The sequence below is a fragment of the Nocardia cerradoensis NBRC 101014 genome (assembly GCF_000308535.1).
Classification (GTDB): Bacteria; Actinomycetota; Actinomycetes; order Mycobacteriales; family Mycobacteriaceae; genus Nocardia; species Nocardia cerradoensis.
Map to the genome: position 1 here is coordinate 1 of NZ_BAFW01000356.1, position 16,775 is coordinate 16,775.

Here is a 16,775-nt window from a genome sequence, read left to right on the forward strand (position 1 = left end):
GCTTCCGGGCAGCGATCACATCCTCGTCGCCACCGGCTACGCGAAATGGGGAATGACCAACGCGGTGGCGGCGGGTCTCGCGCTGGCCGGCACCGCGCTCGGCGGCCATCAGCCGTGGGCGCAGGCATATCGCACCTGGCGCGGCAGCGAAGTGACCGGGCTGGCGAAGGCCGCGTCGCTGAATATCCAAGTCGCACGGCATCTCACGACCGGCTGGCTGAGCGCGGCGTTCGGCGGTGGTGGCACCCCCGCCGAGGGCGAGGGCCGGGTGGAGCGTCGCGGCATCCGCCCCGTCGGGGTCTGCACCGTCGACGGCACCACCTCGGCTGTGTCGCCGATCTGCCCACACCTGTACGGCATCCTGAACTGGAACGACGCCGAGCGTTCGTGGGATTGCCCGCTGCACGGCTCGCGCTTCACCCACGACGGAAAACTGTTGGAGGGACCGGCGACTCGCGATCTGGAACAGCTGTGACCGGCCGGTGACAGCAGTAGTCGCCGGCGCCCGCTACGGCGTCACGATCGCGAAGTCGGGGTCGGGCGCGTCGAGATAGCCGACCAGTTCGATCAGCTTCGACACATCGCCGTCGACGGTGACCGCGCCGTCGGCGATCAGCTGCTGCATATCCTTCGCGCCGAGCAGCGCCGCGTGCAGATCGGCGTCGGACAGGGTGAACGTGACGTCCGGAGCGGGCATATCGGCGCTCACGTCGTAGTGGACGAGGACGCCGTTGCGAAGCTGGGTGCGATGCACGAGATCCAGGTCGGAGATCGTCCAGTCGATGGTGATGTCGGCCGACCAGGCCTTGGGACCGTCGATCCGCAGCGCGATGGCATCGAAGAGCTGTTCCACCGTGAGCGCGGCGGCGATATCGGGTGCGTCCGTGGCGGTCGGTGTGCCGACCGATCCGTTGCGCAACTCGTAGGCGCCCATCAGGAAGAAGTTGCGCCAGGTGCCGTTCTCCGAGCCGTAGCCGAGTTGTTCGAAGGTGTCGGCCTGCAGCGCCCGTGCCTCGCGATTGCCGGGGTCGGCGAAGATCACGTAGTTGAGAACCTGTGCCACCCAACGGAAATCGCCGGCGGCGAACGAGTCGCGCGCTTTCTTCAGCACCTGCTCGGCGCCGCCCATGAAGTCGACGTGCCGCTTGGCCGATTCGGTCGGCGGATGCTCCCACAGGGTGGCCGGGTTCCCTTCGAACCAGCCCATGTAGCGCTGATAGATCGCCTTCACATTGTGGCTGACCGAACCGTAATAGCCGTGCGTGTGCCAGGCCGCGGCGAGGGCCGGTGGCAGCTCGATGGACTCGGCGATTTCGATGCCGACGGCGCCCTTGTTCAGCGCCCGCAAGGCCTGGTCGTGCAGATAGCCGTACAGATCACGTTGCAGCGCAAGGAATTCCGTCAGATTCTCGGTTCCCCAGGTGGGCCAGTGATGCGAGGCGAACAGCACATCCGCCTGTGCGGCATAGCGATTGATCGATTCGGTCAGATATTTCGACCACACATGCGGGTCGCGCACCAGGGCGCCGCGCAGTGTGAGCAGATTGTGCAAGGTGTGCGTCGCGTTCTCCGCCATACACAACGCGCGCCGGTCGGGAAAATAGAAATTCATCTCCGATGGCGCCTCGGTGCCCGGGGTCATCTGGAATTCGATGCGCACACCGTCGACGATCTCCGTCTGCCCGGTGTGGGTGATGTCGGTCGTGGGCGTGATGAGGGTCGGGGTTCCGGTCGAGGTCGTCGGCCCCAATCCGGCGCCGACCGCGCCCTTCGGCCCCCGCCCCAGGGCGGCGCCGTACATGTAGGCGGCGCGGCGACCCATGGCGGTGCCGGCGTAGACGTTCTCCTCGACGGCATGTTCGACGAATCCCGCGGGCGCGAGAATCGGGCAGCGGCCCGCCGCGACATCCTCCGGCGTGGTCACGCCTTTCACGCCGCCGAAATGATCGATATGTGAATGCGAATAGATCACCCCGGTCACCGGCCGGTCACCGCGATGCGTGCGATAGAGCGCGAGTCCCGCGGCGGCGGTTTCCCGCGAGATCAGCGGATCGATCACGATCACACCGGTATCGCCCTCGATCACCGTCATATTCGACAGGTCGAGCCCACGAATCTGATAGATCCCCTCGGTCACTTCGAACAAACCCTGGATGGCACACAATTTCGACTGCCGCCACAGGCTGGGATGTACGGTGGGCGGGCATTCCGCGTCGAGGAAGGCGTAACCGTCGCTGTCCCACACCACATCGCCGGCCGCATTCTCGACCACGCCGGGTTCCAGCGCCGCGATGAATCCGCGTCGCGCGTCCGCGAAATCCTGATCGTCCCCGAAGGGAAGGGCCCGCGTCGCCTCCTCGTTCTGTGTCCGCACACTCCCGGAAACGTCGCCCTGGCCGGTCATAGCACGCACCCCAATCTGCACGAAGGCTGGTTGTGTCGACTCGCCTGCGACATTCCCCGCTCGGTGGGGTGACGACCTCACCCTAGACGGGTGAAGTGGGTACGTGCCGCCCGACGGATCATCGGCTCGACGGCATTCGGCGCTGCCGGTCGGCGATGCCCGTGTCACCGACGAGCCACAGGAGGAGACCATGGATCGGGCCGCTAAACCTTCCCTGCTGTCCCGCATCTCGCCGCGGCAGTGGGTGGCGATCGTGCTGGCGGTCCTGGCCGTCATCTTCGTCGCGCAGAATCATCATCGCGTCGACATCAACATTCTCACCGTGACCATCCGGTCACCGCTGTGGCTGATACTGCTGATCATGTTCGTCGTCGGCTGGATCGTGGGCCTGTTCACCCGGCGCGGCCGGCGCTGATCGCGAGGACCGGTCACAGTCCGCCGATTCCCTTCCCCAGGACGACGGCGCCCATCACCAGCAGCACGATCGCCATCACGACGTGATTGTTCGCCTGTAACCACCGCCGGGCGCGATCGAGCGGTTCCCGCAGTTGTTCGGCGGCCACCAGATATCCGATCACCACCACCAGCACACTGGCGGCCGCGATCACCGTGAACACCAGCACGGCGATCACCGCCTGTCCGCCGCCGATCCCACTGGTGCCGATGGCCACCCCGGCCGAGACGCAGAGCAGCAGATTCTTCGGATTCACCGCCGAGAGCAGCGCACCCAGGCCGACCGCGCCCACCGCGCTCAACGTGTCGATCGCGCGCATCCACCCGGGCACGCCGGTGTCGGAGCGCGACCGCCACTGCATCGCGGCCAATCCCAGCAGCACGATGCCCAGCACGATCTTGATCCACGCGGTCACCGTCGACGACTGCTTGTCCTGCGAATCCGACAGCGTCCCGGACAGCACCACGAAAATCGTTGTGACGACGACGATTCCGAGCACCCAGCCGATCGCGAAACCGGTGCCGGCGCGAGCGGCGTTCGCCGAGAGGATGATCAGGATGGCGGCCACGATCGGTATCGGTGAGATCGCGACGCCGACCGCCAGGGGCAGCAGATCACCGAGGACAGCACCCATGCCGGCATCACATCTGCGGGCGCCAGGTGGCGACGGCGCCGATGGAGGTACCGGCGGCGAAACCCTGCCGCACGGGGTGGCTGTGGGCCGGCGCCCGGTGCTGCGACGAGGTTGTCATCTCCGACTCCTTCCGAGCAGGGGTTCCCGCCGACTGTGTCGCAGGTGAGCCCGGCCCACCTCACCCGAATCGGATGAAGTGACGGGTGGGTGCAGGTCTCAGTGCCCGGTGGCGACGGCGCCGCCGCCGTCGTGTTCGTCCCGCCCGGCGAGATGGTCGATACCGAGTTTCTCGGCGAACAGGTGGCGTTGCACGATCCAGCCCGCCGCCGAGAGCGCGATCCAGGCCAGCGCCGAGAAGATCTGCTGCCATGTGGAATCCGGCGCGCGCAGGAACGACAGGTGTTCGTTCATCCGCCCGATGCCGCTCAGCACCATGCTCGCACCGCCGATCGAGGTCAGCCAGAGCAGTGCGCGGGCCCGGAAGCGGTCGGCGAGGAAGCCGCCGGCCACGCCGACCGCCAGGATCACGATCATGCTGAGCGCCCAGTTCTTGTCTCCCGGTTGCAGCACCGACGCCAGTTTGGCGCCGACCATCGCGCCGGTAAGCCCGCCGATGACATACGCCGCGAAACGAAAGATCAGCGAGGTCACCACCCATGCGGAGAGCGCCCCGATGGCACCGAACAGCAGCAGCCACAGAAACGACGAGGTGAACAGATCCGCGATCAGCCAGCCGAGGCCGAAGCCGATCGCCAGGATCCCCAGGTGAACCGACCTGATTCCGTAGAAGCACAGCAGAGCTCCCACGAGCGCAACGACGATGCCGTTCATCACGACCCCTTCCGACCGTGAACCGCGTATGCAACAGTGCCGCGGTTTCACAGTAACCGCCCAGTTACCGCCTAGGACGGGGAATGCGCGAGGCAGTTGCGGCGACCGCGAGCCCGCCGCCGGTGCCGCGCGGCTACAGCAGGCGCTCCCGGCCGTAGGTCGCGAATTCGGCCTCCCATGCCTTCTTGTCCGCCGCCGTCATGGGTTCGTATTCGGGTTTGCCGCGGCCGATCCAGCGGTAGACGGCCTCGTCGGTGCGCCACGCCTGCTCCTGCAGTTGGCGTTTGAGCACCTTGTTGGAGCCGGTGACGGGCAGATTCGCCGACACCCGAAGCAGTCGCGGCGTACCTTTCGTACCGAGATCCTTTTGCGCGGTGAGGAATTCGGCGAATTCGCGGACATCGAACGACTCCGGGTCGGCGACCTCCACCGCGGCCATCACCTGGTCACCGGATCGCGGGTCGGGGACGCCGAACGCGGCCGCGGCGATGACCGCGGGGTGGCGGCGCAGTACCTGTTCGATCATCAGGGCGGAGGTGTTCTCGCCGTCGACGCGAATCCAATCTCCCTTGCGGCCCGCGAAATACAGGAATCCGTCGGTATCGATGTAGCCGAGGTCTCCGGTCCAGTACCAGCCGTCGCGAATGCGTTCGGCATCGGCGGCGTCGTTCTTGTAGTACCCCTCGAACGCCAGCGCGCCGGCCTTGTCGATCATCTCGCCGATCGCCTCGTCGGGATTGCGGACCCGGCCGAATTCGTCGAGTTCGGCGCGCACACATTCGCGCAGCGTATCCGGATTCACGACCGCGACACCGGCGTGCGCGGGACGGCCGAGGGCCGCGGGTGGGGCGTTCGGATCCAGCGCCGCCAGGGTCGCGCCCTCGCTGGAACCGTAACCCTCGAACAATTCGGCGCCGAAGCGGCGCCGGAATTCGGCCTGATCGGCGACCGACGCCTCGGTGCCGAATCCGCGCACCAGGTCGTTGTCTCCGTCGCGCGGTGTTTCGGGTGTGGCGAGCAGATATCCCAGCGCCTTACCGACATAGGTGAAGAAGGTCGCACCGAAATAGCGGATATCCGGAAGGAATTGGGAGGCAGAGAATTTCGGTGTCAGGCATACCGTCGCGCCGACCGTCAGCGCCGGCGCCCACAACGCCATGATGGCATTGCCGTGGAACAGCGGCATACAGCAGTAGTCGACATCGTCGCGCACATGACCGTATTTGTCCCGCGCCGCGTACGCGACCATCGCCAGGCGGCGCTGACTGCATTTCACCGCTTTCGAGGTTCCGGTGGTGCCGGAGGTGAACAGCAACAGCATCAGCGCGTCCGGGCCGCCCGCGGCCGCCGGTTCGACCCGATGGGAATCGACGAGCGCGGCATAGCCGGGGTCGTCGACCAGCAGACACCTGTCGTCGGGAAGGTCGAGATCCAGTTCGCGCAGGCGCGCCATCCCGGCCGCGTCGGTGACGATCAGCTGGCAGTCGACATATCGGATGTCCGCCGCCAGCTGAGCGTCACCGCGGGTGGGGTTCAGGCCGGCGACAGTGGCCCCCGCCAGGGCAGCCGCCCCCAGCCAGAAGACGAAATCGGGAACATTGTCCAGCAGGACCCCGATATGGAAGGGCCCGTCGCGGCGCAGCGAATGCGCCAGATCCGCGCGGGCGGCCGATTCCCGGACCACCGCGTCCCAGGTCCAATCCCGATCACGGGTGCGCAGTCCGAGCCGCTCGTCACCGAGCCGGTCGAGCAGCAGGGTCGCGACATCCGCCCGGCGCACGTCCGCGGTCGCAGGGGATGGTTCGGTCATTTCCGTATCGCCTTCCATCAGCCGAGTCTGGCCGTTCTCACGCCTTCGAGTGCACGAGTTCGACGTATTCGCCGGGCAATTCGTCAACACTCAATTTGCGAATCTCCACGGGGCCGGAGTGATAGGAGTCCTCACCGACGATCCGGCCCTCCGCGTCGACGGGCCACAACAGCAGCTGCCGGAAGACGACCAGATAGTCGGCCGCGGTGTCGTCGACGGGGATGCCGATCTGTGCGGCATATGCGCCCGGATAGATCTGTTTCAGAAAACCCTCGGTCACCACACAGTGATCGTCGACGACCAATCGGTCGAGGGCGTATTCGAGGATATTGCTGCGGCTTGCGACGAAATCCGAATAGTAGGTGTGCACGCCGTCCCATCCCTTCGGGCCGACATCCTGTCCGGCGTTCCAGAAGTGGTAGGCCGGTTCGGGTACCAGCGTCCGCATCAGGCCGTCCAGATCCGGCTTCGCTTCGGCCTTCATATGTTCGATGACGATCTCGAGCACCTGCCGGTGCCGAGCGTTCGTGGTGGTGGCGAGCCGCTCTTCCAGCGGCGCCCAGGTGCGGTTCGGATCGATGACTGCCATGGCGAAACTCCTTCTGTCGCTGCCGATCATGTCGGAGTCGAGTAATCCGGATCACCCGCCGCGTGTCGCCGGAAGGGCCGTATTCATCCGACATCCGTCGGATCGGCGCGCCCGGCCGCTCCCGGATCCGCGGCGAGTTCGGCCGAGGAGAGCGCGATCCGACGCACCATCAGTGCGAGCGTGGCCATGAAGCGGTCGAGCGCCTCGTCGACGTCCCAGCCCATCACCGCCTCGACCTGCGCGATGCGCGCGGCCACGGTGCTGTGATGCAGATGCAGTTCCGCGGCGGTGCGCCGCAGCGATCCGAAGACGCAGAACGCCTCGAGCGTGTCGACGGCGAGCGCACCGGCCTCGGTGGCGGCGAAGGCGTTGACCCGCAACACATCCGAGGTGCCCAGCAGTCGCTGCACGGGCAGCTCACCGAGCAGGGCCAGGGACCCGAGTCGCTCGTAGGCGACCACCCGGCGCCCGTGCCAGGTCGAGGAGGCGAAACGCAACGCCCGCCGCGCCTGCTCCCACGACGTGGCGGCGGCGTAGGCCGGTAGCCGCTCCCCCATCCCCACCCACGGCCCGCCCGCACCGCGACGCGATGCCGGGAATTCCTGCACCACAGCGGAATTCAGCACATCCGACAGCTCCCGGCAGGTTTCCCGGTCCTGGATCAGCACGGCGGTGGTCGCGCCGATCACGGCCGAGCGCACCACGCGGCCCCGGGCCCCGATGATCCGGACCGCTTCCGCCGCACCGGGTCCCGATACGGCGAGCACTCGCGTCGGCTGCGCCGGATCGATCCCGAGCAGGCGCATGGCCCGCACCCGATCCTCGCGCCGCTGCTTTTCCGACAGCACGACCTCGAGCAGTGCGGGGTCGTCCAGCCCCGTCGGCGCCGCCGCCGAACCGCGCACCGCCACCACCCGCAGGCAGTGCCGCAGCCGATCCACCAGGACGGCATCGAGAGCGTGCGCGGCGCCGGTCCGCTCCAGCCACACCGCCGGTTCGCCGGTCGCCTCCGGCGGCGGCATCACCGCCGGCAACGGGCGACCCGCCGCGTCGTAGCGGATCACCGTGCCGGACGGCCAACTCGCGGCCGCCGGGCATTCGGCCAGCAACGCCGCGGCCCGGACCACCGTATCCGCGTTGCTGTCGGATTCGTCGAAACCGTCGAAGTATCGGATCAGCCGCAACACGGCGGCGGGGTCCGCACCGAGTTCGCGCAGTCGCGGGGCCTCGGCACCCGGCTCGTCCATTCGCCCACCTCCGCTCCGGCGAGATATCCGCCCAGAATGGCAAGAGTGTGACCACTCTCCCGACGATTCCGGCGAATCTTCCCGCTGGGTGGGCGGTCAGGCGATGGCGCCGTTGGCGAAGATCACCTGTCCGTTGATCCAGCGGCCCGGACCGGCCAGGAAGGCGACCGCTTCGGCGATGTCCTCGGGTGTGCCGAGCCGTTCCAGCGGGGACTGCGCGGCGAGACGGTCGACGGCCGCCTGATCCTTGCCGTCGAGGAACAGGGGCGTGGCCGTGGGGCCCGGGGCGACCGCGTTCACGGTGATGTCGCGGCCCCGCAGCTCGCGGGCCAGGATCAGAGTCATCGCCTCGACCGCACCCTTGCTCGCCGCATAGGCGGCATAACCGGGAGGCGCCAGACGGGTCACCGAGGTGGAGAACGTGATGACGGCGCCGCCCGAACGCACCCGCCGCGCGGCCTGCTGCGCGACGACGAAGGTGCCGCGAATGTTGATGCGGTGCATGCGATCCAGCGCCTCGAGATCGAAGTCGGCGATCGGTCCCAGCGTCATGATCCCGGCCGTGTTGACGACGACGTCGATCCCGCCGAGCGCGGCCTCCACGGCGTCGAACGCAGCGCCCATCGCGTGTTCGTCGGCGACGTCGCCGCCCACCGCCAGGGCTCGGCCGCCGCGTTCTTCGAGTTCGGCGACGAGCTCGTCGGCCGCGGTCTCGTTTCCGGCGTAGTGGACGCCGACGGCCATCCCGTCGGCCGCGAGACGCCGGGCGACGGCGCGACCGATGCCGCCCGATGCTCCCGTCACCAGTGCGACGCGCGTGTGTTCGGCCATGATGCCTCCCTCGGAGTTATGAACTACTAGTCCATATAATCAGATTGTGAACGCTGCGTCCATATGTCACGCTGTAGGAGTTCGGAAACGGAGGTCGACATGCCCGAACAGGACGAGGCGGGGCGGAAGCGACGAGGCCGGGGCCGCCGTCCGGCTGCCGAAGTGCGCGCCGAAGCGCTCGACGCCGCCGGCGCGCTGCTTCTCGACTCGGGGATGGGCGCATTCACCATCGAGGCGGTCGCGGAGAAGGCCGGCGTCAGCAAGACGACGCTGTACAAGTGGTGGCCGTCGAAGGGCGCGCTCGCACTCGACGGATACTTCCATGCCGTCGAATCCGCGCTCACCTTTCCGGACACCGGCGATATCGAGGCCGATCTGACCGCCCAGCTCCGCTCGTTCGTCCATGTCCTCACCCACACGCGCGCCGGACGGGTGATCGCCGAACTCGTCGGTCAGGCCCAAACCGATCCGGAGCTGTCCGCCGCCCTGCTCGAACGCTATTCGGGACCGCGCCGCCGGCTGGCCGTGGAGGCCATGCGCCGCGCACAGCAGCGCGGGCAACTGCGTACCGACATCGATCCGGAGATCGTCGTGGATCAACTGTGGGGCGCCTGCTACCACCGCCTGCTGCTGCCGAACCTGCCCCTCGGCGAGCATTTCGCCACCAGCCTGGTCACCAACGTGCTGTACGGCACGGCCGCACCGTCGGACGGCCGAAAACCCGTCCGGGAGGACTGAATACACTCACCACATCCGCGAGCCGATCGATCGATGGGAGTGCCGTGCCGTTTCCCCCGCCCGAGCCGTGCGCGCACGGGATCCGCACCCTCGGCGACGAGCACGACAATCCCTGGCGGAGGACGGCCGAAGGGCCTTGTCTCCCGGCATCCTGCCTGCGGGATGCGACGACGGCGAACGAAGCCGCGCGGCGGGCGATCACCGGATCCGGGGTGCGGGGGTCGGGAGCGTGAAGGCGGCGTGGGGGCGGATCGCGCTCGAATCGTTTGCGGTGGTCGCGACCCTGGTCGGCGCCGCCGGTGTGGCACTGCACTTCAATCGGACCGAGTCCCGGTGGCTGATTCTGGCCGCGTCGGGTGCGCCGTATCTGATGTGTGCCGCGCTGCTCGGGGTGGCGTTGTTCGCCGCCGCGAAGCGGTGGGCCGGGGTCGCGGCGGCCATTGCCGTTGTGGGCGTGGCGATCTGGACGCAGGCTCCGCTGTATGTCGGCCGCTCTCCGGGCGATCACGGCACACCGGTGACGGTGATGCAGTCCAATCTGCTCTTCGACGGCGCCGATCCGCAGGCGCTGATCGAGCAGGTCCGCGAACGCAAGGTCGGCATTCTGACCGTCGAGGAACTCACTCCGGCCGCGGTGCACGCGCTCGAGGGCGTAGGCCTGGACCGGCTGCTGCCGCATCGATATCTGTCGCCCGGGCGGACCGCCACCGGTACCGGGATCTGGAGCGCCTATCCCCTCTCCGACACTGTCGAATACGACGAATTCGTCCTGAACCAGCTCTCCGCGACCGCCACCGTCCCGGGCGTCGGACCGGTCAGCGTCTATGCCTTCCATCCGGTGCCACCGATCTCCGGAACACACCTGTGGGCCGGCGAATTGTCCCGGCTACGAGCCATTCTCGACCGTTCGCCCGCGGATCGGCCGGTGATCGTCGGCGGCGATTTCAACGCGACGTTCGACCATGCCCAATTCCGCGCGATGCTCTCGGGCCGGTTCCACGACGCGGCCGAACAGGAGGGCGCCGGCCACCTCGTCACCTATCCCACCGACAAACGCTGGCCACCGCTGGTCGGCATCGACCACATCCTGGTCGCCGACGGCCACGCGGACACCGTCGACACGATCCGCCTGCCCGGGGCCGATCACAAGGCGCTGATCGCGCAACTGCGCCTGACCCGCCCGCAGTAGCCCCGAGTAGCCCGGCTCGATTGTCGGTACCCGCCGCTATCGTCGCCCCATGCACCCCGCCACCGCGGTCGTCGCGGACATCGTCGCAGCGATCACCCCGCTGGACACCCTGGAGCAGGAGCACATCCGGCAGACACTGTCCTGGCTCGCCGGCACCGACGACATCTTCCGGCGAGAACCTCCGGCCACACCGCCACAACACCTGGTGTCGTATGTGGTGGTCGTCGATCCGGATGCCCGCGCGGTACTGCTCGGCGCCCACCGCAAGTCCGGACTACACCTGCCGATGGGCGGTCACGTGGATCCGGGGGAAGACCCTCCGCACGCCGCGCGACGAGAAGCCGCCGAAGAACTCGGAACGGAGGCCGATTTCACCGTCGTCGGCGAACGTCCCCTGCTCCTCACCAGCACCCGAACAGTCGGCGCTCACCCCCACCGCGACGTCTCACTCTGGTACGTGATCCGCGGCCACCGCGACCACCCCGTCACCCTCGACCCACGAGAATTCGCCGGCGGCCGCTGGTGGGAGATCGATCGCGCCACCATCCCCGAATCCGACCCGCACATAAGCCGATTCCTCACCAAACTGCGCACCGCGCTGTCCGCGTAACGGCGCCGCGACACCCCTGGACGGTGAGGATTCCCCGGTCCGGCGACCAGGGAGCAGGGTTTGCACTCCTCGCGAGTGAGGGGTGCAATCGGGGCGAAGGTCACGCGGTGACGGATGTGGTCGCGCCCAGGCAGGGTGTCGGCCCGGTCTGCGGCCGGATACCCATTCAGCCCAGATATGGCTGAGTGCGTTGCTCCGCATGGTGCTTCAGCCGTAGACGAACCGTGTCGTGTACCGGTATCTCAGGAAGTTCGTCCGGCCGGATGAATCGGACTTCGGTCGATTCGGCGCTTACCGCGATGCGGCCGCCGACAACCCGGCCGTAGTACGTGATGTTGAACTCCTGCCGGACTTCCCCGTCTTCATAGGCGATGACGTGCGCCGGATCGGTATATATCCCGAGTAGTCCCGTTATCTCGATGTCCAGACCGGATTCTTCTCTGGTTTCGCGGACCACGCACTGCTCGAGTGTTTCACCGATTTCCATCACTCCACCGGGAAGCGACCAGTTACCGGAGTCGCTTCGGCGTTGCATCAGGATCGAGCCGTCGGTGTCGACTACCAGAGCGGAGCCGCCGGGAACCAACGAGTTCGGCGTCGGTGCGTCCGGATCGCGGTAATAGTCACGCCGTGAGCCCATCCCGAACCCCTTGTGAGTAGCCGGTGGTCGTTTCCCAAATCTGTTCTACCTGATCAGCGAACGACTCGAATATCCCGTGCGGAGACAACTTCCGCAGGTGCAGCGCGGTGTGCTGGTATCCGCGGGCACGGAATAAGTACGGGGTAACGATCATCTCGTCATCGAACCTGAACACCGAGTTGTACAGGTGTGTGGTGTGTAGGCCGATCGAGCATCCGGGGGCATCTGTCAGCGTTCCGAGCATCGACAAGGCGTTACGTATGCGACCCGGGAGGGTTCCTCCCATCTGTTCGAGCGAGTCTCGCTCCAGGACGTGGTCGCAATCCGGGTCGGCGAACGCCAACCGGACTCGTGCGCCGGCTCGGCACTTCTCCACGACGAGGTCTGATGCGTTCGGCAACAGTTCGAAGACGAACGGGTAGGCGTACCCGATGATGTCGATCTGCTTCGTCGCTTTGTGTAGTAGCTGAACCCACAGATCAGTTGGTATGTCCGCTCGGTGCGCGTATGCTCCGACGACTTCGGCTGTTGCCGGCGCTCCGGCGCTTTGATCCGGACGGGTCTGCGGCCATAGCGCGTCTTCGGGTTCGTGGAGTATCCGCGCCACCTCCGCGCGGGTACGTCGGTGCGGCACTCTTCCCGCCAGCCACCGGTTGACGGTCTTCGTGTCTACCCGTACCGCTGCCGCCAGTGCGGCCGAATCGAGCTGTGCGCGAAGCATTGCCGATTGCAAGCGATGACTCATACCAGAACTTTAGGGGACGTTTCGAGCGCAAGAAAGTGTCTACGAGAACGTCCCCGACGAAGTTCAGGTGTCCGACCTGCATAAATACCGTTGCGGTAGCCCCGGCGCCGGGTCGAAACCGACTTCCCCGGCGCTGGGTGCCCTACCAAGCGACGATGGAGCCAACATGGATGCGAAGCCAAGGCGTACAAGGCTTTACGTGTTTCCGGGCGGTGTGCTCGAGACAGCCGACTATGGGGATGACGCGTGCGGCGGAGTCTATCTCGAATCCCGCATCAACGCACTGCCACAACGCGTTTCGGGTGCTACCGACGTGCCGTCACCTGTCCGATCGATGGAGCCGGCCGACGCCGAGATGTGCGAACGAGTGCTCCGATTGCTGCGGACATTGTGATGCAAGCACTCGGTTGGATCGTTGTCGTCGGGCTGCCGCTGGCCGTAGCGCTCTGGGCCGCCAGGCCGTATCGAGACTGAACCACACGGATTCTCGGCGACCCGTGAGCGTGTGACGCGGCCTACGAATTGGCATCCTGTTCTCAGCGGCGCGGCACCAGTCCTCGCGTCGAGTAACACCCCTCGCTCGACCGAGCCCGGGGCCGTCGAGCGGGAAGTCGATGAAGAGGTGAGACGGCGCGATTTCGGAAAGCTAGCCGCTACCGGAGCAGTAGCCTTCCTGTCCGGTGACCAGGCCCGAATCGGGATGAGCGACGCCCACCGCTTGCTGGCTGCGGTAGATACCCTCGAACAACAAGACCAACACACCGGTGGCGCCGAACTGGTCGACTTCGCGCTCGGACAACTCGAGCGGGCCAAGTACACGCTGCACACCAGCACATACGACAGCAAAACCGGAGTCGCATTCACCAGCGCGACCGGGGAACTGGCGGTACTGACCGGATGGCTGGCCTACGACGCAGACCGCCATCGCCTAGCGCAGCGTTGCTTCGCCGACGCCATGGCGCTCGGCACCGAAGCCGACAACGACGACTTGATCGCAGACACCTGCCTGTGCGCGGCCAACCAATCCATCGCGCTCGCACGCGCCGGAAAAGGCAGCCCACACAAAGCCTTACAACTGGTCGGCCGTGCTCGCGACCTCATGCGCGGCCGACCTCCAGGCCGGATCCACGCCCTGATCGCTGTACGGGAAGCACAGGCCGAAGCCGCTCTGGGCGATCGCGTCGCCTTCGGCCGCGCCATTGCCACCGCATGGCGCGAGATGGACCATGCCGCTCAGTTCGAGGCGATCGAGGACTGCCCCCAATGGCTACGGTTCATGAACCACGCTGAAATCGGTGGCCACGAAGCGCGCGGATACGGCGATGTCGGCGATCTGCCGAGATCACTCGAGCTGTACACCATCGCCGCCGACCAACAAGCCGGCACCCGCAACGCGATCAATCTCCTCGCATGGATCGCCACGACAAGGGCCCAGATGGGCGATGTCGCAGGCGCACTCGAGACCGGAACACCAGTGATCACGGACCTCTCCACCGTGGCCTCAACACGAACCTTGCGCGTCCTGGAACCAGTTCGCCGCGCCGCCGACAACATAGCGGCGGGCGACACCTTCCGCCACCAATTCGACGCTCTCACACAGAAAGCCATCACCGAATGACCCAGCTTCCCGACGACGTCGAGTTCGAGCACCTAAACGCCGGCCAAGCGCGAGAACTGAAAGACATCGTCGAAGACATCTATCGCCGGTCCTATGCCGACGTCGTCGCATCAGGCGAGCTATTCGATACGCCAGAGCAGTTCATGGCCCGGTTCGACGCATATACCGATCCCGCGCGATCAACCGGGTTCGAACTCGTGATCAGCCGCGTTCGGGGCAACGCCATCGGGCAAGCATGGGGATGGCCACTCACTCCCACAACAGCCTGGTGGGACGGTCTCCACCTCGACAGCGGCGATACCGACGACTTCACAGCCGAAACGGGCACCCGCACCTTCGCGCTGAGCGAGATCATGGTCTGCCAAAAACACACAGGCCACGGACTTGCCCACGCTCTGCACGACGAACTGCTCCGGAATCGTTCCGAAGAACGCGCCACACTGCTCGTCGAACCGGAGAACACTCGCGCGTACAACGCATACCTCAAATGGGGTTGGCAACGCGTCGGACATCTACGTCCGAACTGGCCCGATGCGCCCCTCTTCGACGTCCTGATCATGGAACTCGCAGCTCAACCCAGGCGACACCAGGCCTGAGGCCCGAGTCCTCGACCGAGAACCGCTCAGGGTTTGTGTTCCTCGAGGTGGGTCCAGAAGCCGGGGGCGTAATAGGTGTACTTCGTCGCGGTGTACACCGCCAGCACTCCCCCCTCGAGGAACTTGAAGTTGTCCTCCGGGTCGGGGAAAGACTGCTCATGGTCCGGCCCACTCGCTGTCGTGTATACGCGGAACGGCATGACATCCACGGTATCCCTCGCCGGCGAGGAGCGGGAAGCGCCCTGACCGCCGTTTACACCAGCGACTTCCCGAGTGCCTGTCGCCGCCGCATGTCCTCGATGTACCCGTCGAACGGGTAGCTGCGCCAGTGTTCGGGCAGGCGCTTCAGCACCGTTCCGATGGTTCGCATCACGATCTCGAAGGTGCGCTGGCGCCGCGGCCCCCAGCCGAGTCCCAGTGCGTCACGGAACTGCTGGGGCAGGAATCCGGTGGTGAAGAAGCGATTGACCCGCGCGAAGGCGATGCGCTGGGCGCGGCTGTACGGCCCCAGGCCGATGACCTGGTCCAGCAGATAGCGGCGGACCTCGTCGTCGAACGAGATCTCGCCCACCTTGGCGTTCCAGTACTCGTCGAAGGCTGCCCGATCCGGCGGCCACAGCCGCTCCGGCATCTGCAACGTCGTGCCGAAACGCGCGGACTCACGATAGAACTCATCAGCTAAGTTATCTTCAATTCTGCCGTAGAAGAACCTGGTCGAATCATCGACGCCGCGATAGATACAGGCGGCGACCCACAGCTGGAGTTGCGGATCGAAGGCGTTGTAGCGGATCGGACTGCCGGGGCGCGACCGCACCTGCCGATGCGAGGTGTCGACGGCGGCACGGTAGGCGATGCGGTCCTCCTCGGTCCCGAGCATCGCCACCGCCAGATAGGTCAGCGTCGTGCGCCCGCGCTTACGCGGATGCCGTGCGTATTGGCCGCTTTCCACGGTACTTTCGACGACTCCGCGACCGACGGGCGGCAAACCGAGCTGCATCACGACATTCGCCGGGCCACCCAGCAATGCCGCGGGGCCGGCCATGTACTGCCGCCGGCGGGCGAGTCCGGCATCCGGCGCAGAGGCCGCGGCAACGATTCGGGCGGCTCGATTCATGCGTATCACTCCGAGGGTCAATGAGGTGTCTGGCATCTCATCTTCTCACCACATGGTTGCCGACAGCAATGCCTCACCGAACGTCCCACTGCCAAATATGTGAATGTGTATTCTGACAGTTGATCCGGCGAAGCGATGCAGAAGGCTTCGCCGGCCGAGGTGGATCGAGGTCTGTGTGGTGCTGTCGAGTTCTGCGGGCGAGCTGGCCCGGTCCGTCGGTGACGCGTTCGCCGCGGCGTCGGTGTTGCGGCGGCGCGGCATGATCGACCCGTGGCATCCGCTCGATATCGTCCGGACCGCGCGCGACGCCGGAACCTACGGCCCGTTCGTCACGGTGCTCGCCCACGCCGCGCGCCGCACTCCGACCGCGCCGGCGCTGGTCGACGAACGCGGCACCCTCACCTTCGACGAGCTCGACCGCGAATCCAACGCGCTCACCCGCGGACTCGCCGCCCACGGGTTCGGGCCGGGATCCGTCCTCGCCGTACTGTGCCGCGATCACCGCGGCATGGTTCTGAGCCTGCTGGCCGCGGGCAAGCTGGGTGCACGCGTGGTGCTGCTCAATACCGGATCCGCCGGCCCGCAGCTCGCCGAGGTCGTCGCCCGCGAGCAGGTCGACGCGCTGCTGCTGGACAGCGAATTCGCCGACCGCGCCCGAGCCGTCCCCGCCGACATTCCCCGGTTGCTCACCTGGGACGACGAGGGCACCTCCGGCATCACCACCA

19 protein-coding genes are annotated in these 16,775 nt (G+C 66.6%); 8 read left to right on the forward strand and 11 right to left on the reverse strand.

Features of this window, described 5'->3' with window-relative positions; all coding sequences use genetic code 11:
- Positions 1–475, forward strand: a 475-nt coding sequence (locus ON23_RS30195; RefSeq protein WP_039782564.1) for a Rieske 2Fe-2S domain-containing protein, incomplete at its 5' end; no start/stop codon positions are given.
- 33 nt (positions 476–508) lie between these two features.
- Here the strand turns inward: ON23_RS30195 and ON23_RS30200 are convergent.
- Positions 509–2,404 (reverse strand): alkyl/aryl-sulfatase, encoded by a 1,896-nt coding sequence (locus tag ON23_RS30200; RefSeq protein ID WP_083904335.1) that lies wholly within the window; start codon positions 2,402–2,404, stop codon positions 509–511.
- A gap of 190 nt (positions 2,405–2,594) precedes the next feature.
- Here ON23_RS30200 and ON23_RS30205 point away from each other — a divergent pair, with 190 nt between their 5' ends.
- Positions 2,595–2,819, forward strand: a complete 225-nt coding sequence (locus ON23_RS30205) for a LapA family protein (RefSeq protein WP_039782579.1) — start codon at positions 2,595–2,597, stop codon at positions 2,817–2,819.
- A 13-nt stretch (positions 2,820–2,832) separates the two neighbouring features.
- On the opposite strand, the gene ON23_RS30210 is transcribed toward ON23_RS30205, so the two are convergent.
- The 6 genes from ON23_RS30210 to ON23_RS30235 form a co-directional block, all read right to left on the reverse strand.
- Positions 2,833–3,492 carry a GAP family protein gene (locus tag ON23_RS30210; RefSeq protein ID WP_039782566.1) on the reverse strand — a complete coding sequence of 220 codons (660 nt, stop codon included), beginning with the start codon at positions 3,490–3,492 and terminating at the stop codon, positions 2,833–2,835.
- 216 nt (positions 3,493–3,708) lie between these two features.
- Positions 3,709–4,323: a DUF4203 domain-containing protein gene (locus ON23_RS30215; RefSeq protein WP_051043572.1), complete on the reverse strand. Its 615-nt coding sequence runs from the start codon at positions 4,321–4,323 to the stop codon at positions 3,709–3,711.
- A gap of 133 nt (positions 4,324–4,456) precedes the next feature.
- Positions 4,457–6,133: a steroid-22-oyl-CoA synthetase gene (casI, locus tag ON23_RS30220; RefSeq protein ID WP_051043576.1), complete on the reverse strand. Its 1,677-nt coding sequence runs from the start codon at positions 6,131–6,133 to the stop codon at positions 4,457–4,459.
- A 37-nt stretch (positions 6,134–6,170) separates the two neighbouring features.
- Entirely contained in the window at positions 6,171–6,722 is a 552-nt protein-coding gene (locus ON23_RS30225; RefSeq protein WP_039782567.1) for a hypothetical protein, read from the reverse strand.
- A gap of 83 nt (positions 6,723–6,805) precedes the next feature.
- On the reverse strand, positions 6,806–7,969 hold the full coding sequence (locus tag ON23_RS30230; protein ID WP_051043573.1) for a PucR family transcriptional regulator: 1,164 nt from the start codon (positions 7,967–7,969) through the stop codon (positions 6,806–6,808).
- Between the two features lie 96 nt (positions 7,970–8,065).
- Positions 8,066–8,800 carry an SDR family oxidoreductase gene (locus tag ON23_RS30235; protein ID WP_039782568.1) on the reverse strand — a complete coding sequence of 245 codons (735 nt, stop codon included), beginning with the start codon at positions 8,798–8,800 and terminating at the stop codon, positions 8,066–8,068.
- Positions 8,801–8,962: 162 nt separating this feature from the next.
- On the opposite strand from ON23_RS30235, the gene ON23_RS30240 reads away from it, so the two are divergent.
- The 3 genes from ON23_RS30240 to ON23_RS30250 all read left to right on the forward strand — a co-directional run bounded on the left by ON23_RS30240 (position 8,963) and on the right by ON23_RS30250 (position 11,337).
- Positions 8,963–9,538, forward strand: a complete 576-nt coding sequence (locus tag ON23_RS30240) for a TetR/AcrR family transcriptional regulator (RefSeq protein ID WP_245556191.1) — start codon at positions 8,963–8,965, stop codon at positions 9,536–9,538.
- A 229-nt stretch (positions 9,539–9,767) separates the two neighbouring features.
- The gene (locus ON23_RS30245; protein WP_039782570.1) at positions 9,768–10,727 is read left to right on the forward strand and encodes an endonuclease/exonuclease/phosphatase family protein; all 960 of its coding nucleotides are present in this window, start codon (positions 9,768–9,770) and stop codon (positions 10,725–10,727) included.
- 49 nt (positions 10,728–10,776) lie between these two features.
- The gene (locus ON23_RS30250; RefSeq protein WP_039782571.1) at positions 10,777–11,337 is read left to right on the forward strand and encodes an NUDIX hydrolase; all 561 of its coding nucleotides are present in this window, start codon (positions 10,777–10,779) and stop codon (positions 11,335–11,337) included.
- Between the two features lie 166 nt (positions 11,338–11,503).
- On the opposite strand, the gene ON23_RS30255 is transcribed toward ON23_RS30250, so the two are convergent.
- Positions 11,504–11,977, reverse strand: a complete 474-nt coding sequence (locus ON23_RS30255) for an NUDIX domain-containing protein (RefSeq protein ID WP_039782572.1) — start codon at positions 11,975–11,977, stop codon at positions 11,504–11,506.
- The gene (locus ON23_RS30260; RefSeq protein WP_051043575.1) at positions 11,961–12,722 is read right to left on the reverse strand and encodes a hypothetical protein; all 762 of its coding nucleotides are present in this window, start codon (positions 12,720–12,722) and stop codon (positions 11,961–11,963) included. The genes ON23_RS30255 and ON23_RS30260 overlap by 17 nt, the downstream gene beginning before the upstream one ends.
- A gap of 505 nt (positions 12,723–13,227) precedes the next feature.
- On the opposite strand from ON23_RS30260, the gene ON23_RS30265 reads away from it, so the two are divergent.
- Entirely contained in the window at positions 13,228–14,340 is a 1,113-nt protein-coding gene (locus ON23_RS30265; RefSeq protein WP_505768082.1) for an NsdA family TPR-like regulatory protein, read from the forward strand.
- The gene (locus ON23_RS30270; RefSeq protein ID WP_039782576.1) at positions 14,337–14,936 is read left to right on the forward strand and encodes a GNAT family N-acetyltransferase; all 600 of its coding nucleotides are present in this window, start codon (positions 14,337–14,339) and stop codon (positions 14,934–14,936) included. Before ON23_RS30265 ends, ON23_RS30270 begins: the two co-directional genes overlap by 4 nt.
- Before the next feature lie 26 nt (positions 14,937–14,962).
- On the opposite strand, the gene ON23_RS38215 is transcribed toward ON23_RS30270, so the two are convergent.
- Entirely contained in the window at positions 14,963–15,136 is a 174-nt protein-coding gene (locus ON23_RS38215) for a hypothetical protein (protein WP_157104199.1), read from the reverse strand.
- Between the two features lie 53 nt (positions 15,137–15,189).
- A complete protein-coding gene (locus ON23_RS30275; RefSeq protein ID WP_083904336.1) occupies positions 15,190–16,050 on the reverse strand; it encodes an oxygenase MpaB family protein in 861 nt (286 codons plus the stop codon).
- Between the two features lie 178 nt (positions 16,051–16,228).
- Here ON23_RS30275 and ON23_RS30280 point away from each other — a divergent pair.
- A partial coding sequence (locus tag ON23_RS30280) for an AMP-binding protein (protein ID WP_245556189.1) occupies positions 16,229–16,775 on the forward strand: 547 nt, incomplete at its 3' end.

Excerpts from the sequence above, each read along its gene's own strand:
- ON23_RS30205 (WP_039782579.1), top strand. The coding sequence starts at position 2,595 with ATGGATCGGGCCGCTAAACCTTCCCTGCTGTCCCGCATCTCGCCGCGG.
- ON23_RS30235 (WP_039782568.1), bottom strand. The coding sequence starts at position 8,800 with ATGGCCGAACACACGCGCGTCGCACTGGTGACGGGAGCATCGGGCGGC.
- ON23_RS30270 (WP_039782576.1), top strand. The coding sequence starts at position 14,337 with ATGACCCAGCTTCCCGACGACGTCGAGTTCGAGCACCTAAACGCCGGC.
- ON23_RS30260 (WP_051043575.1), bottom strand. The coding sequence starts at position 12,722 with ATGAGTCATCGCTTGCAATCGGCAATGCTTCGCGCACAGCTCGATTCG.
- ON23_RS30200 (WP_083904335.1), bottom strand. The coding sequence starts at position 2,404 with ATGACCGGCCAGGGCGACGTTTCCGGGAGTGTGCGGACACAGAACGAG.
- ON23_RS38215 (WP_157104199.1), bottom strand. The coding sequence starts at position 15,136 with ATGCCGTTCCGCGTATACACGACAGCGAGTGGGCCGGACCATGAGCAG.
- ON23_RS30230 (WP_051043573.1), bottom strand. The coding sequence starts at position 7,969 with ATGGACGAGCCGGGTGCCGAGGCCCCGCGACTGCGCGAACTCGGTGCG.
- casI (WP_051043576.1), bottom strand. The coding sequence starts at position 6,133 with ATGACCGAACCATCCCCTGCGACCGCGGACGTGCGCCGGGCGGATGTC.
- ON23_RS30225 (WP_039782567.1), bottom strand. The coding sequence starts at position 6,722 with ATGGCAGTCATCGATCCGAACCGCACCTGGGCGCCGCTGGAAGAGCGG.
- ON23_RS30210 (WP_039782566.1), bottom strand. The coding sequence starts at position 3,492 with ATGGGTGCTGTCCTCGGTGATCTGCTGCCCCTGGCGGTCGGCGTCGCG.
- ON23_RS30215 (WP_051043572.1), bottom strand. The coding sequence starts at position 4,323 with ATGAACGGCATCGTCGTTGCGCTCGTGGGAGCTCTGCTGTGCTTCTAC.
- ON23_RS30275 (WP_083904336.1), bottom strand. The coding sequence starts at position 16,050 with ATGAATCGAGCCGCCCGAATCGTTGCCGCGGCCTCTGCGCCGGATGCC.
- ON23_RS30250 (WP_039782571.1), top strand. The coding sequence starts at position 10,777 with ATGCACCCCGCCACCGCGGTCGTCGCGGACATCGTCGCAGCGATCACC.
- ON23_RS30255 (WP_039782572.1), bottom strand. The coding sequence starts at position 11,977 with ATGGGCTCACGGCGTGACTATTACCGCGATCCGGACGCACCGACGCCG.